Below are 14,111 nucleotides of genomic sequence, written 5' to 3'. Positions count from 1 at the left end.
CGGAGGCGCGATGGCTGGCCCGGCGACGTTGCCCGGCACGGCGGCACTGGCCCAGGTGGGCAGGCTCGCCACGCTGGCGTGGGAGGTGCTGCGTGCCATCCCGCGGCGCCCGTTCCAGTTCCGCGAATGGATCCAGCAGTGCTGGTTCTTCGCCAGCGTCACCATCCTGCCCACTGCGCTGGTGGCGATCCCGTTCGGCGCGGTCATCGCGCTGCAACTCGGTTCGCTGACCCAGCAGATCGGCGCGCAGTCGTTCACCGGCGCGGCCAGCGCATTGGCCATCGTGCAGCAGGCGAGCCCGCTGATCACCGCGCTGCTGGTGGCGGGCGCGGGCGGCAGCGCGGTCTGCGCGGACATCGGCGCGCGGAAGATCCGCGAGGAGATCGACGCCATGGAGGTGCTGGGCGTCAACCCGATCCAGCGGCTGATCGTGCCGCGGGTGCTCGCCGCGATCGTGGTGTCGGTGCTGCTGAACGGCCTGGTCAGCGTGGTCGGGGTGCTCGGCGGCTACTTCTTCAACGTGGTCATGCAGGGCGGCACGCCGGGGGCGTACCTGGCCAGCTTCAACGCGCTGGCGCAACTGCCGGACCTGTGGGTCAGCGAGGTCAAGGCGTTCCTGTACGGCTTCGTCGCGGGCGTGGTGGCGGCCTTCCGCGGACTGAACCCGTCGGGCGGGCCGAAGGGGGTCGGGGACGCGGTGAACCAGGCGGTGGTGATCACCTTCCTGCTGCTGTTCGCGATCAACGTCGTGCTCACCGCCATCTACCTGCGCATCGTCCCCCCGAAGGCGTTGTGATGACCGGGCCCGGGAGAGCGCTGAATGCTATGAGTGGGGCATTACCAGCGTTCATTGCAAGTAATGCCCCACTCATAGCATTCGCCGGGAGGTGGGGGCGGTGACGGCTACCGACGAACGGGTGCCGGATCGCACGCTCGAGATGATCGCCCGGCCAGGGGCGTTCCTCGAGGGCTTCGGCGCGCAGCTTTCCTTCTACGCCCGCGCGATCGCCTGGATGCCGCGGACGCTTCGCCGCTATTCCCGCGAGACGCTGCGCCTGCTCACCGAGGTCAGCTTCGGCACCGGCGCTCTCGCGGTCATCGGCGGCACGCTCGGCGTGATGATCGGGATGACCCTGTTCACCGGGCTCATCGTCGGGCTCCAGGGCTACTCGGCGCTCAACCAGCTCGGTACCGCGGCCCTCACCGGGTTCATTTCCGCCTACTTCAACACCCGCGAGGTCGCGCCCCTCTCCGCCGGGCTCGCGTTGTCCGCCACCGTCGGCTGCGGGTTCACCGCGCAGCTCGGCGCCATGCGGATCTCCGAGGAGATCGACGCGCTCGAGGTGATGGGCGTGCCGAGCCTGCCGTACCTGGTCACCACGCGCGTGCTCGCCGGGGTCACCGCGGTCATCCCCCTCTACGCGGTCGGCCTGCTCTCGTCCTACCTCGCGTCGCGGCAGATCACCATCTGGTTCTACGGGCAGTCCGCGGGCACCTACGACCACTACTTCGCGCTCTTCCTGCCACCGGAGGACGTGCTCTGGTCGTTCCTCAAGGTGATCGTCTTCAGCGTCCTGGTGATCCTGTCGCACTGCTACTACGGCTACACCGCGCGCGGCGGGCCGGCCGGCGTCGGGATCGCGGTCGGCCGGGCGGTGCGCACCTCGATCGTGCTGATCTCGGTGCTCGACTTCTTTCTCAGCCTGGCGATCTGGGGCACCAACACGACCGTGCGGATCTCCGGGTGAACCCCGGGCGCCGCATCCTCCTCGGCCGCCTGCGCCACCAGGCGCTCGGCGTGCTGTTCCTGGCCGTGGTCGCGTTGTTCTTCACCGTCACGATCGCCATCTACGACAAGAAGTTCGTCTCCTACACCGGGGTCACCCTGGAAACCGACCACGTCGGCAACCAGATGCGTGAAGGCGCCGACGTGAAGGTGCGCGGCATGATCGTCGGCGAGGTGCGGTCGATCCGGGCCGCCGGGGACGCCGCGGTGCTCGAACTCGCGCTCGACCCGGACAAGACCGAGGTGATCCCGGCCAACGTCGCCGCCCGCCTGCTGCCGAAAACCCTGTTCGGGGAACGGTACGTGGCCTTGCAACTGCCCGAGGATCCCGCCGGGCCGATCGCCGCGGGTGCGGTGATCGGGCAGGACCGCAGCAGTACCGCCATCGAGCTGGAGGAGGTGCTCGGCAACGTGCTGCCGCTGCTGCAGTCCGTGCAGCCGCAGAAGTTGTCGAGCACGCTGAACGCGGTGGCCACCGCACTGGACGGCCGCGGTGAACAACTCGGCCAGACCCTGGTGCAGCTCTCGGACTACCTCGGCGAGCTGAACCCGTCCCTGCCGGACATCAAGGCCGACATCACCGGCCTCGCCGACACCGCGGACATCTACGACCGCGCCGCACCCGACTTCCTCGACGCGCTGGCGGACCTGACCACCACGACCCGCACGCTGGTGGAGAAGCAGACCGGGCTGGCCGAGATGTTCGGCACGGTGACCGACGCGTCCCACGACCTGACCAGCTTCCTCGCGGTCAACAAGGACAACCTGATCGACCTGACCAAGACCGTGCGGCCGACGCTCGACGTGTTGGCGAAGTACGCGCCGGAGTACCCGTGCCTGCTCCGCCAGCTCGCCGAATCGGTGCCCCGCGCGGAAGAGGCGTTCGGCAAGGGGACCGACGAGATGAACCACGTGACCATCCGGATCACCGCGAGCCGCGGCAAGTACCTGCCGGGCGTGGACGAACCCCGCTATGACGACAAACGCGGTCCGCGGTGCTATCCCGACGTGCCGGCGCCGGGCCGCTGGCCGCAGTACCCACCGGGCGGCCCGCTCGAGGACGGGTCCAGCAAGCCCGCGCCGCCGAAGTCGCCGGGACCGGACCTGCCCGGCGGTGGTGGCGCCGCGTCCTCGCTGGCGAACTCCCCCGAAGAGCAGGAGCTGATCTCTGCGCTCACCGCCCCCGCGCTGGGCTTGCCGCCCGCCGAGGTGCCCGGCTGGGGCGGGCTGCTGGTCGCCCCGCTGTACCGGGGAGCGGAGGTGACGCTCGAATGAGGAGCTTCATCCCGGCACTGCTGAAGATCCTGGCTTTCGCGGTGGTCACCGTGCTGCTCACCGCGGTGCTCGGTGCCACCATCGCGAACACCGACTTCGGCGACAGTGCCCGCTACAGCGCGGTGTTCACCGATTCCTCCGGGCTCAAGGAGGGTGACGACGTCCGGATCGCCGGGGTCAAGGTGGGGCAGGTCGAGGAGATCACCGTCTCGACGGACCACCGCGCGGAGGTGCGCTTCGGTGTGGACGCGGTGCGGGAGCTGCCGGAGGCGGTCACCGCGACGGTCAAGTTCCGCAACCTGATCGGCCAGCGCTACCTGGCGCTGGGGACCACAGTGGACGGTGGGGGCAAGCTGCCGGACGGCGGCCGGATCCCGTTGGAGCGCACCCAGCCCGCGCTGAACCTGACCGTGTTGTTCAACGGGTTCGAGCCGTTGTTCAAAGCACTCGAACCGGCGCAGATCAACCAGCTGTCCTACGAGATCATCCAGGTGTTCCAGGGTGAGGGCGGCACGATCCGCAGCCTGCTCTCGCACACCGCGTCGCTGACCTCGGCCATCGCGGACCGCGACGCGGTGATCGGCGAGGTGATCACCAACCTGAACTCCGTGCTCGGCACGATCAACGACCGCGGGCCGGGGCTGGGCAACCTGATCGACCAGACCCAGCAGCTGGTCACCGGCCTGGCCGAGCAACGCGCACCGATCGGCGAGGCGGTGTCCGCGCTCGGCGAGCTGACCGACACCACGGCGGGGCTGCTCGCCGAAGCCCGCCCGCCGCTCAAGGAGGACATCGCCGCGCTCGGGCAGCTTTCGGGCAACCTCGCCGATTCCGAGCAGTTGCTCGACCAGTTGCTCGGGGTGATGCCGGGCAACCTGGAGAAGTTCACCCGCACGCTGAGCTACGGCAGCTGGTTCAACTACTACCTGTGCGGGCTGTCCGGCACGATCGGCATCTCCTCGCTGAACATCACCGTGCCGTTCCTGCCGATCCCCACCAACGAGATGCCGGAGAGGTGCCAGCCGTCATGAGGCCGCTGCGCGAACGGAACCAGGCCGCGGTCGGCGGCGTGGCGATGGTGCTGATCGCGCTGGTCGCCGTGGTCACCTACGCCTGGAACGAGCTGCCCCTGCTGGACAAGGGGATCGGCTACTCGGCGGAGTTCGCCGAATCGGCCGGGCTGGCCGCGGGCAACGAGGTGCGGGTGGCCGGGGTGACCGTCGGCGAGGTGACCTCGGTCGAGCTGGACCGCAAGAAGGTGCTGGTCGAGTTCGAGGTGGAGCGGGTCGGCGTGCCGGACGCGACGATCGCCTCGATCGAGATCAAAACCCTGCTGGGGGAGAAGTTCCTCGCGCTGCACCCGGCGGGGGAGTCGCCGCAGGACCCGGCCGACAGCATCCCGCTCGACCGCACGCGCACGCCGTTCGAACTCCAGGACGCCTTCGAGAAGCTGTCCGACACGGTCCAGGAGGTGAACACCGACCAGCTGGCGGAGAGCTTCACCGTGCTCTCCGACGCGCTGAAGGACACCCCGCCGCACCTGCGGGAAGCGCTGGACGGGTTGTCCTCGCTGTCGCGGACGGTGTCCTCGCGCGACACCGAACTCGCCAACCTGCTGTCGAACACCAGCCAGGTGTCGAAGGTGCTCTCGGACCGCAACGCGCAACTGTCGCGGATCATCGGGGACGGCAACCTGCTGCTGACCGAGCTGCAGAACCGCCAGGACGCGATCAGCCGGCTGCTGGACGGCACGAAGCAGCTGTCCGACCAGCTCTCGGGCCTCGTCGCGGACAACCGGCAGCAGCTCAAACCGGCGCTGGAGAAACTCGGCACGGTCACCGACGTGCTGCACCGCAACCAGGAGAACCTCAGCCGCAGCCTGGAACTGCTCGCGCCGTTCACCCGCATCGGCGCGAACGCGACCGGCAACGGGCGCTGGTTCGAGGGCTACATCTGCGGCCTGCTGCCCCCGGTGATCACCGTGGCCGGGGCGCAGATCAACCCGGAGGGCTGCACCCCGCCGATCGCCGCGGAGAACCAGGCGGTGGCCCCGCGATGACCGTCGACACCCGGGCCGGACGCAGCCTGCTCTCGTGGCTTTCCCTGGCGTGCGTGGCGTTGCTGGTGCTCGCCGCCGCGTTGTGGTTCGCCGTGCGCGACCCCGGCGGCACGAAGATCACCGCGTACTTCGAAAAGACGGTCGGGCTCTACGCCGGTTCGGCGGTGCGGGTGCTCGGTGTGCCGGTCGGGGAGATCACCGAGGTGACGCCGCAGGGTGGCGTGGTGCGCGTCGAACTGCGGGTGGACGGCGGGGTGCAGATCCCCGAGGGCGCCGGCGCGGTCGTCGTGGCGCCGAGCCTGGTCAGCGACCGGTACGTGCAGCTCACCCCGGCCTACGACGAGGGCCCGGCGCTGGCCTCCGGCGCGGTCATCGGCACCGACCGCACGGCCACCCCGGCCGAACTGGACGACCTCTACGGCAGCCTCAACGAACTTTCGACCGCACTCGGACCCCAGGGCGCCAACCAGGACGGCGCGCTCTCGCGGGTGCTCGACACCGCGGCGGCGAACCTCGACGGCAACGGGCAGAACCTCAACACCACGGTCACCCGGCTCTCTGAGCTGTCCAGGACGCTGGAGGGGTCGAAGGGCGACATGTTCGCCACGGTGAAGAACCTCCAGTCGTTCACCGAAATGCTCGCGGGCAGCGACAAGCAGCTCAACGAGTTCTACACCCGGCTCGCCGACGTGGCCGGGCACCTCTCGGCGGAGTCGGACGACGTGGGCGCGGCGCTGACCGGGCTGGCCACCTCGCTGGACGACGTGCGCGGCTTCGTCGAGGAGAACCGCGACCTGCTCGGGTCCAATGTGGACAAGCTGGCCGGGATCACCAAGGTGCTGGTGGACCAGCGGGGCGCACTGGCCGAGGTGCTCGACGTCGGCCCGACCGGGATGAACAACTTCATCAACACCTACGACGCGGCCTCGGGCAGCATCGCGGTGCGCTACAACGCCAACGAACTCGCGCACCCGCTGATGGTCACCCTGTGCAAGCTGGTCAGCGCGAGCACCCCGGCGCAACTGCCGGACACGCTCGGCCAGCTCTGCCAGGGGCTGGCGCCGATCATCGACGGCACGCTGAAGGTGCCTTCGCTGCCGCAACTGCTCAATTCGATCCAGAACGGGGAGCTGCCGCCGCTGCCCCTGCCGCTGGTGGACCTGCTTTCGGGCAACTTGGGGATCAAATGACCGGGTACCGCAGGATCACCGGGGTGCTGGCCGGGGCGCTGCTGCTCACCGGCTGCGGGGAGTTCGCCGGGATGTACGCCACCCCGCTGCCCGGCGGGGCGGACCTCGGCGACCACCCGTTCCGGCTGAGCGTGCAGTTCACCGACGTGCTGGACCTGGTGCCGCAGGCCGCGGTGAAGGTGGCCGACGTGCCGATCGGGCGGGTCGAGGAGATCACCCTGTCCGAGGACACGCACTACGCCGTGGTGAAGATCGTGGTCAACGGGGAGGTGGTGCTGCCCGCGAACGCCGGTGCCGAGCTGCGCCAGTCCAGCCTGCTCGGGGAGAAGTTCGTCGAACTGAGCGAGCCTTCGGCCGCCGAGCGGGTGGACGCCAGGCTCGGGGAGGGCGCGGTCATCCCGCTGGCGAAGACGAACCGCAACCCCGAGGTCGAGGAAGTGCTCGGCGCGCTTTCGCTGTTGCTCAACGGTGGCGGCATCGAGCAACTGCAGACCATCAGCGAGGAGCTGACGAACGCCCTGTCCGGCAACGAGGCCGACATCCGCGCGCTGCTGTCCAGAGTGGACCAGATCGCCACCGAGCTGGACGGGCACAAGGGCGAGATCGTGCGGGCCATCGACGGGCTGAACCGGCTCTCCAGCACGCTGACCGCGCAGACCGACGACCTCCAGGTGGCACTGGACGACCTGGCGCCGGGGCTCCAGGTGGTCACCACGCAACGGGACCAGCTCGTCGGCATGCTGCAGTCGCTGGACAAGCTCTCGGAGGTCGCCGTGGGCACGGTCAACGCCAGTCGCGACGACCTGATCGCCGACCTGCGCGCGCTGGAACCGACGCTGGAGAAGCTCGCCGAGGCGGGCCAGAACCTGCCGACCGCGCTGAAGATCCTGCCCACCTACCCGTTCCCGGACGCGGCGGGCGCGGTGGTCAAGGGTGACTACGCGAACGTGCGTGCCAGGGTCGACCTCAACCTGGATTCACTGGTGCAGAACTTCCTCAACTCGTCGCAACCGCCGATCGCGCTGCCGCAGAACCCGTCCGCGCCACCACCGCCCTCCTTGCCGCTGCCGACGGCACCACCGCCGCTGAGCGTGCCGGGTGGCGGGGTGCTCGGCGGACTGGACGGCCTGCTCGACAGCCTCCTGGGAGGTGGGTGATGACCCTCACCCGCAAGCACCGCGTCCAACTGCTGGCCTTCGTGGTGATCGCCGTGGTTTCGGTGGTCTACGCGGGCGGGAACTACGCCGGGCTGGACCGGCTGTTCGGCGCGCGCGGGTACGTGGTCACCGCGCGACTGGCCGATTCGGGCGGGATCTTCGTCAACTCCGAGGTCACCTACCGCGGGGTGACCGTGGGCAAGGTGATCGAACTGGTGCTGCGTCCGGACGGCGTGGACGTCCGGCTGGATCTCGAATCCGACGGCCCGAAGGTCCCCGCCGACACCGCCGCGGTGGTCGCCAACCGCTCGGCGGTGGGGGAGCAGTACGTGGACCTGCGGCCGTTGCACGAGAACGTGCCGTACCTCGAAGAGGGCAGCGTGATCACCAAGGACCGCACGCAGATCCCGGCCTCGCCGGACACCGTCCTGTCCAATCTGGACTCACTGGTGTCCAGTGTGGACCCGGAGTCGCTGCGCACGGTGGTGGACGAGGCCTACCTCGCCTTCGCCGACGCCGGGCCGGATCTGCGGGTGCTGCTGGACACCGCGGGCTCGTTCACCGCCACCGCGACCGAGCACCTGCCCGAGACCAAGGCGCTGCTCGCCGACGCCAAGGTGGTGCTGGACACACAACGGCGCCAGGGCGACAACCTCGTTTCGCTGGCGGGTGGGCTCAAGGAGATCAGCGCGCAGCTGAAGGAGTCCGATCCGCAGCTGCGCAAGGTGATCGACGACGCGCCGAAGCTGAGCAGGCAGGTCAGCGAGGTGCTCGCCACCTCGGGCACCGATCTCGGGGTGGTCTTCGCCAACCTGCTGACCACCGCGCAGATCACCACCGTGCGCGTGGACTCGGTCGAGCAGCTGCTGGTGGCCTACCCGGTGATCTCCGCGTTCAGCCACTCGGTCACCTCGAACGGCGAAGGGCACCTCGGTTTCGTGCTGAACCTGTTCGACCCGTACTCGTGCACGAAGGGCTACGAGGGCACGAAGCAACGGCCCGCGAACGACACCAGTGAACTACCGGCGAACACCCAGGCCTACTGCGCCGAGCCGCCGGGCAGCCCGACCGGCGTGCGCGGGGCGCAGAACGCGCCGTACGCGGGCAAGCCGGTGGACGTGCCGGCCCGGCCGTCCCCGCAGGCCCCGGCCCCGGAAGGGCAGCCGAAGCTGCCCGGCCTGCTGGACCTGGCCGGGCTGCCCGGTGCGGAAAATGTCGGCGGGCTCTTGGGCTTGCCCCGCTGATCTGGAATCGTGCGCGTGTGAAATCCGTGAACCTCCGCCTGCTGCGGCGTGGCCTGCTCGTGGCCGCGGTGCTCGCCGTGGCCGCGGCCGCCTGGTTCGGCTGGTCCTGGCGGGCCGCCGCCCAGGACGACGAACTGACCAGGGCGCGTGAGCGCGACGACGTGCTCTCCACCGCGTCCACCGCGCTGACCGCGCTCAACACGGTCGACCACCGCACCGTGCAGTTCGACTACGACCGCTGGCTGCAGGTCAGCACCGGGCAGTTCGGCAAGGACCTGGCCGCCGACCGCGAGGAGCACGTGCGGCGGACCGGGGAGACCAGGACGATGGCCACCGCCTCGGTGCGGCAGGCCGCGCTGGTCGAACTGCTGCCGGACACCGCGCGGCTGGTCGCCGTGCTGGACGTGCGGATCGGGATCAACGACGAGCCGCCGGTGCCCAACCGCAGCAGGCTCGCCGTCGAACTGACCCGGACAGAGCAGGGCTGGAAGGTGAGCGCCGTCCAGGCGGGCTGATGAATACCGAAAAGCAGACCGAAGAGAACCAGCCCGAAAAGAACCAGCCCGGAAAGCCGGGCGAGGAGTTCACCGAGTCGCATTCCGGCACGCTGGAGTTCGATGCCGCCGAAACGGTGACCGAGGAGAAACCGGGCAAACCGGATTCCCGGCTGGCCACGTCGATCGCCGCGCTGGCCGCGGTGGTGGTGCTCGCCGCCGGGTTCGCCGTCTGGTTCGGCCTCGAAGCGGCCCGGTTGTCCGAGGGTGATCCGTCGGCGAACCTGGCGCTGGTGGACGCGACCGCGACCGCGGAGGTCAGCGACCAGGTGGGCGGCGCGGTGAAGGCGATCTTCTCCTACGACTACGCCAATCTCGCGCGCACGGAACGAGCCGCGGGCGGGTTGCTGGTGGACAAGGCGGTCACCCAGTACCAGGACAGCTTCGCCGCGGCCAAACGGCAGGCCGAGGAACAGAAACTGGTGCGCACCACCACGATCCGCTGGACCGGCGTGCGCGAACTGCGGGGTGACACCGCCCGGTTGCTGGTGTTCCTCGACCAGCAGACGCTGCGTCCCGGCGACAACGGCCAGACCTCTTCGGCGGCGCACCTGGACGTGCAGGCGAGGAAGATCGACGGGGCCTGGAAGATCGCCGAACTCACCGCGCTGTGACCGGTTCGCGCTACCAAAGCGCGATCGGCCGCTCGCACCCAGTACCGCCTTGGGTCACTCGAATGCGCCGCCGGTAACCTGCCGCCTGTGTCTGTCAACAACGATGGGCCCGGCAGGTCCGGCGGGCAGGTACCGGACAGCCCGGTGAAAGCCGTCGTCGCACCGCCCCGGCCGGCGCTGACCGACCCGGTCCCGCTGAACACGCTGGTCGCCCGCGCGGACGCCCGGCTGATCGCGCCACCCGAAAGCGTGGAGACCGCGGTCACCGGCGCCACGCTGCGTGCCCAGCACGTGCTGCCGGGAGACCTCTTCGCCGCACTGCCCGGAGCCCGCGCCCACGGCGCCGACTTCGCCGAAGCCGCGATCGCCGCGGGTGCCACCGCGGTGCTCACCGACGAGGCGGGTGCCGAGCGCCCGTCCGTCCGCGACGCCGGCGTGCCGGTGCTCGTGCACCCCGAGCCGCGGCAGGCGCTGGGGCTGATGGCCGCCTGGATCTACGGTGAGCCCTCGCTCAAGCTCTCGGTGCTCGGCGTGACCGGGACCTCCGGCAAGACCACCACCGCCTACCTGATCGACGCCGGGCTGCGGGCCGCCGGCCGGACCACCGGGCTGATCGGCACGGTGGAGACCCGGATCGGCGGCGAGCGGCTGGCCAGTGCCTTCACCACCCCGGAGGCGCCGGACCTGCAGGCGCTGTTCGCGGTGATGGTGGAGCAGGGCGTCACGCACGTGCCGATGGAGGTCTCCAGCCACGCGCTGGCGCTGGGCCGGGTCACCGGCACCCGGTTCGCGGTCGGCGCCTTCACCAACCTCTCGCAGGACCACCTGGACTTCCACCGCGACATGGAGGACTACTTCGCCGCCAAGTCGCTGCTGTTCGACGGCCGGTCCACCACCGAGGTGGTGGTGGTCGACAACGCGTGGGGCCAGGCGCTGGTCACCCCGTACACGGTGACCGTGTCCACCGAGGCCGACAGCGACGCCGCCTGGACCGCCACCGAGCTGACCGCGCTGCCCACCGGCGAGCAGTCGTTCGTGCTGCACGCGCCGGGCGGGCGCACCGCCGCGGCGAAGATCCCGCTGCCCGGTGAGTTCAACGTGGCCAACGCGCTGCTGGCCGCGGCGATCCTGGACGTGACCGGGGTGGACCTGGCCGACATCGTCCGCGGCATCGGCTCGGTCGAGGTGCCCGGCCGGATGGAACGCGTCCACTTGGGACAGCCGTTCACCGCGGTGGTCGACTACGCGCACAAGCCGGCCGCGGTGGCGCAGGCGCTCGACGCCCTGCGTGCCCGTACCGAAGGCCGCGTGCTCACCGTGCTCGGCTGCGGTGGCGACCGCGACACCGCCAAGCGCCCGATGATGGGCGAGGCCGCGGCCAAGCGCAGCGACGTCCTCATCGTGACCGACGACAACCCGCGGTCCGAGGACCCGGAACCGATCCGCGCGGCGATGCTCGCCGGGGCGCGGTCGGCCGGGGCCCCGAACTGCGAGATCGAAGAGATCGGCGACCGGCGCGCGGCCATCACGCGTGCCGTGGAGCTGGCCAGGCCCGGCGACATCGTGCTCGTCGCGGGCAAGGGCCACGAAACCGGGCAGGAGGTCCACGGCGTGGTTCACCCCTTCTCCGACCGCGACGAGCTGGAAGCCGCGATCCGCACCCGGCTGGGGGTGCACGCGTGATCGCGCTGACCCTGGCCGAGATCGCCGAGATCGTCGGCGGGCGGCTGCACGGCACCGACGGCACCCCGCGGGTGACCGGCTCGGTGGAGTTCGACTCGCGGCAGCTCACCGGAGGCGGCCTCTTCCTCGCGTTGCCGGGGGAGAAGGTCGACGGGCACACCTTCGCCGCCAAGGCGGTCGCCGCCGGTGCGGCGGGCGTGCTCGCGGCCCGCGAGGTCGACGCGCCCGCGGTGATCGTGCCGCCGCTGGCCGACGGCCAGGCGAACGAGCGCGCGATGGCGCTCGCCGGCGACACCGACGGCTCCGGCGCGGCCGTGCTGGCCGCGCTCGGCAAGCTCGCCCGGTACGTGGTCGACGAGCTGGCGAAGTCCGGGCTGACCGTGGTCGGCGTGACCGGTTCGTCCGGCAAGACCTCCACCAAGGACCTGATCGCGCAGCTGCTCGAACCGCTCGGCCCGACCGTGGCGCCGCCCGGTTCGTTCAACAACGAGCTGGGCCACCCGTGGACCGCGCTGCGTGCCGACGAGAACACCCGGTACCTGGTGCTGGAGATGTCCGCCCGCGGGCCGGGGCACATCGCCGAGCTGGCCGAGATCGCGCCGCCGCGCATCGGCGCGGTGCTCAACGTCGGCAGCGCGCACGTCGGCGAGTTCGGCTCCCGCGAGGGCATCGCGCAGGCCAAGGGCGAGCTGCCCGAGGCGCTGCCCGAGGACGGCGTCGCGGTGCTGAACTTCGACGACGCGCTGGTCGCGGGCATGGCCTCGCGCACGAAGGCCAGGGTGGTCGGGGTCGGCGAGCACCCCGACGCGACCGTCCGCGCCGAGGACCTGACCCTCGACGAGCAGGCCCGCGCCTCCTTCCGGCTGGTCACCCCGGCCGGTTCCGCCGACGTGAAGCTGCCGCTGCACGGTGAGCACCACGTGGGCAACGCGCTCTCCGCCGCCGCCATCGCGCTCGAACTCGGCGCGTCGCCGGCGGACGTCGCCGCCCGGCTTTCGTCGGTCACCCGGCGGTCCGCGCGGCGCATGGAGGTCACCACCCGGGCCGACGGCCTGCTGGTGCTGAACGACTCGTACAACGCCAACCCGGAATCGGTCCGCGCGGCGCTGAAGACACTCGCCTCGATGAGCGCCGGCCGCCGATCTTGGGCGGTCCTCGGTGTGATGGGCGAACTCGGTGCCGATAGCGTGACCGCGCACGACGAGATCGGCCGCCTGGCCGTCCGGCTCAACATCGACAGGCTCGTGGTGGTCGGCGAAGACGCCGCCGCGATGCACCAAGGCGCGAGCCACGAAGGTTCATGGGGAGAGGAGTCCGTCCTGGTGCCCGACACCGACGCCGCCATCGCCTTGCTGGGCGAACAGCTGCGGCCGCAGGACGTGGTGCTGGTCAAGGCCTCCAAGGTCGCCGCGCTCTGGCGGGTGGCCGACGCGGTGCTGGCTCCCGGCGGTGACGCGTGATCAGCATCCTGATCGCGGCCTCGGTCGGCCTGCTGGTCTCCATCCTGCTCACCCCGTACCTGATCCGCGTGTTCTCGCGGCAGGGCTTCGGCCAGGAGATCCGCGAGGAGGGCCCGGCCGGGCACAAGTCCAAGCGCGGCACGCCGACCATGGGCGGCGTGGCGATCATCATCGCGATGGTCGTCGGCTACTTCGTCGCCCACCTGATCGACTGGATGGGCAACTCGGCCTCGAGCGGGCCGTCGGCCTCCGGGCTGCTGGTGCTGTTCCTCGGCGTCGGCCTCGGCGTGGTCGGCTTCCTCGACGACTTCATCAAGATCCGCAAGCAGCGCAACCTCGGGTTGAACAAGACCGCGAAGATCGTCGGCCAGGTGGTGGTCGGCGTCGCCTTCGCGGTGCTGGCCCTGCAGTTCGCCGACGAGAACGGGCTCAGCCCGGCGTCGATGAACCTGTCCTACGTGCGCGACATCGAGCTGATCGTGCTGCCGATCCCGCTGTTCGTGCTGTTCACCCTGGTGGTGATCTCCGGCTGGTCGAACGCGGTGAACTTCACCGACGGCCTGGACGGCCTGGCCGGTGGCGCGGCGGCGATGGTGCTGGCCACCTACGTGGTCATCTCGTTCTGGCAGGCCCGCCTCAGCTGCGCGGAGAGCCCCGCCGCCGCCTGCTACAACGTGCGTGACCCGCTGGACCTCGCGGTGGTCGCCGCGGCCGCCACCGGTGCCTGCGTCGGCTTCCTCTGGTGGAACGCCGCGCCCGCGAAGATCTTCATGGGTGACACCGGTTCGCTGGCGCTCGGCGGCCTGGTCGCCGGGCTGTCCATGACCACCCGCACCGAACTGCTCGCCATCGTCATCGGCGGCCTGTTCATGGTCGAGATGATCTCGGTGGTGCTGCAGATCGCGGTCTTCCGCACCACCCGGCGCCGGTTGTTCCGGATGGCGCCGTTCCACCACCACTTCGAACTCGCCGGCTGGGCCGAGACCACGGTGATCATCCGGTTCTGGCTGCTCTCGGCGATCTGCTGCATGTTCGGCCTCGGCCTGTTCTACAGCGAGCAGCTCGCCGGCGGCGGGTGAGCACGGGAGG

At 70.4% G+C, this 14,111-nt stretch carries 13 protein-coding genes; all 13 read left to right on the top strand.

The features are described 5' to 3' along the window. Positions 1-10 precede the first annotated feature (10 nt). Positions 11-796, top strand: coding sequence for an MlaE family ABC transporter permease (locus JOM49_RS37510; protein ID WP_209668881.1), 786 nt, complete (start codon positions 11-13; stop codon positions 794-796). A 142-nt stretch (positions 797-938) separates the two neighbouring features. Next, positions 939-1,748 (top strand): MlaE family ABC transporter permease, encoded by an 810-nt coding sequence (locus JOM49_RS37505; protein WP_209672084.1) that lies wholly within the window; start codon positions 939-941, stop codon positions 1,746-1,748. Beyond that, positions 1,745-3,061, top strand: a complete 1,317-nt coding sequence (locus JOM49_RS37500; protein ID WP_308159005.1) for an MCE family protein — start codon at positions 1,745-1,747, stop codon at positions 3,059-3,061. Before JOM49_RS37505 ends, JOM49_RS37500 begins: the two co-directional genes overlap by 4 nt. After that, positions 3,058-4,092, top strand: coding sequence for an MCE family protein (locus JOM49_RS37495; RefSeq protein WP_209668879.1), 1,035 nt, complete (start codon positions 3,058-3,060; stop codon positions 4,090-4,092). The genes JOM49_RS37500 and JOM49_RS37495 overlap by 4 nt, the downstream gene beginning before the upstream one ends. Next, the gene (locus tag JOM49_RS37490) at positions 4,089-5,120 is read left to right on the top strand and encodes an MCE family protein (protein WP_209668877.1); all 1,032 of its coding nucleotides are present in this window, start codon (positions 4,089-4,091) and stop codon (positions 5,118-5,120) included. The genes JOM49_RS37495 and JOM49_RS37490 overlap by 4 nt, the downstream gene beginning before the upstream one ends. Then, a complete protein-coding gene (locus JOM49_RS37485; protein ID WP_209668875.1) occupies positions 5,117-6,310 on the top strand; it encodes an MCE family protein in 1,194 nt (397 codons plus the stop codon). The genes JOM49_RS37490 and JOM49_RS37485 overlap by 4 nt, the downstream gene beginning before the upstream one ends. Beyond that, on the top strand, positions 6,307-7,467 hold the full coding sequence (locus JOM49_RS37480) for an MCE family protein (protein WP_209668873.1): 1,161 nt from the start codon (positions 6,307-6,309) through the stop codon (positions 7,465-7,467). Before JOM49_RS37485 ends, JOM49_RS37480 begins: the two co-directional genes overlap by 4 nt. Next, positions 7,467-8,711, top strand: a complete 1,245-nt coding sequence (locus JOM49_RS37475; RefSeq protein WP_209668872.1) for an MCE family protein — start codon at positions 7,467-7,469, stop codon at positions 8,709-8,711. The genes JOM49_RS37480 and JOM49_RS37475 overlap by 1 nt, the downstream gene beginning before the upstream one ends. A gap of 17 nt (positions 8,712-8,728) precedes the next feature. Continuing rightward, the gene (locus tag JOM49_RS37470) at positions 8,729-9,226 is read left to right on the top strand and encodes a hypothetical protein (protein WP_282771946.1); all 498 of its coding nucleotides are present in this window, start codon (positions 8,729-8,731) and stop codon (positions 9,224-9,226) included. A 164-nt stretch (positions 9,227-9,390) separates the two neighbouring features. Beyond that, the gene (locus JOM49_RS37465; RefSeq protein ID WP_282771991.1) at positions 9,391-9,879 is read left to right on the top strand and encodes a hypothetical protein; all 489 of its coding nucleotides are present in this window, start codon (positions 9,391-9,393) and stop codon (positions 9,877-9,879) included. Between the two features lie 144 nt (positions 9,880-10,023). Continuing rightward, positions 10,024-11,562: a UDP-N-acetylmuramoyl-L-alanyl-D-glutamate--2,6-diaminopimelate ligase gene (locus JOM49_RS37460; protein WP_209672075.1), complete on the top strand. Its 1,539-nt coding sequence runs from the start codon at positions 10,024-10,026 to the stop codon at positions 11,560-11,562. Continuing rightward, a complete protein-coding gene (locus JOM49_RS37455) occupies positions 11,559-13,022 on the top strand; it encodes a UDP-N-acetylmuramoyl-tripeptide--D-alanyl-D-alanine ligase (protein ID WP_209668870.1) in 1,464 nt (487 codons plus the stop codon). The genes JOM49_RS37460 and JOM49_RS37455 overlap by 4 nt, the downstream gene beginning before the upstream one ends. Beyond that, complete coding sequence (gene mraY, locus JOM49_RS37450; protein WP_209668869.1) at positions 13,019-14,101, top strand: phospho-N-acetylmuramoyl-pentapeptide-transferase; 1,083 nt, start codon at positions 13,019-13,021, stop codon at positions 14,099-14,101. The genes JOM49_RS37455 and mraY overlap by 4 nt, the downstream gene beginning before the upstream one ends. Positions 14,102-14,111: the final 10 nt, after the last annotated feature.

It is taken from the genome of Amycolatopsis magusensis (genome assembly GCF_017875555.1).
Lineage (GTDB): Bacteria > Actinomycetota > Actinomycetes > Mycobacteriales > Pseudonocardiaceae > Amycolatopsis > Amycolatopsis magusensis.
Note: the sequence above shows the minus strand (reverse complement) of the source record. Positions and strands in the feature narration are given on the sequence as shown.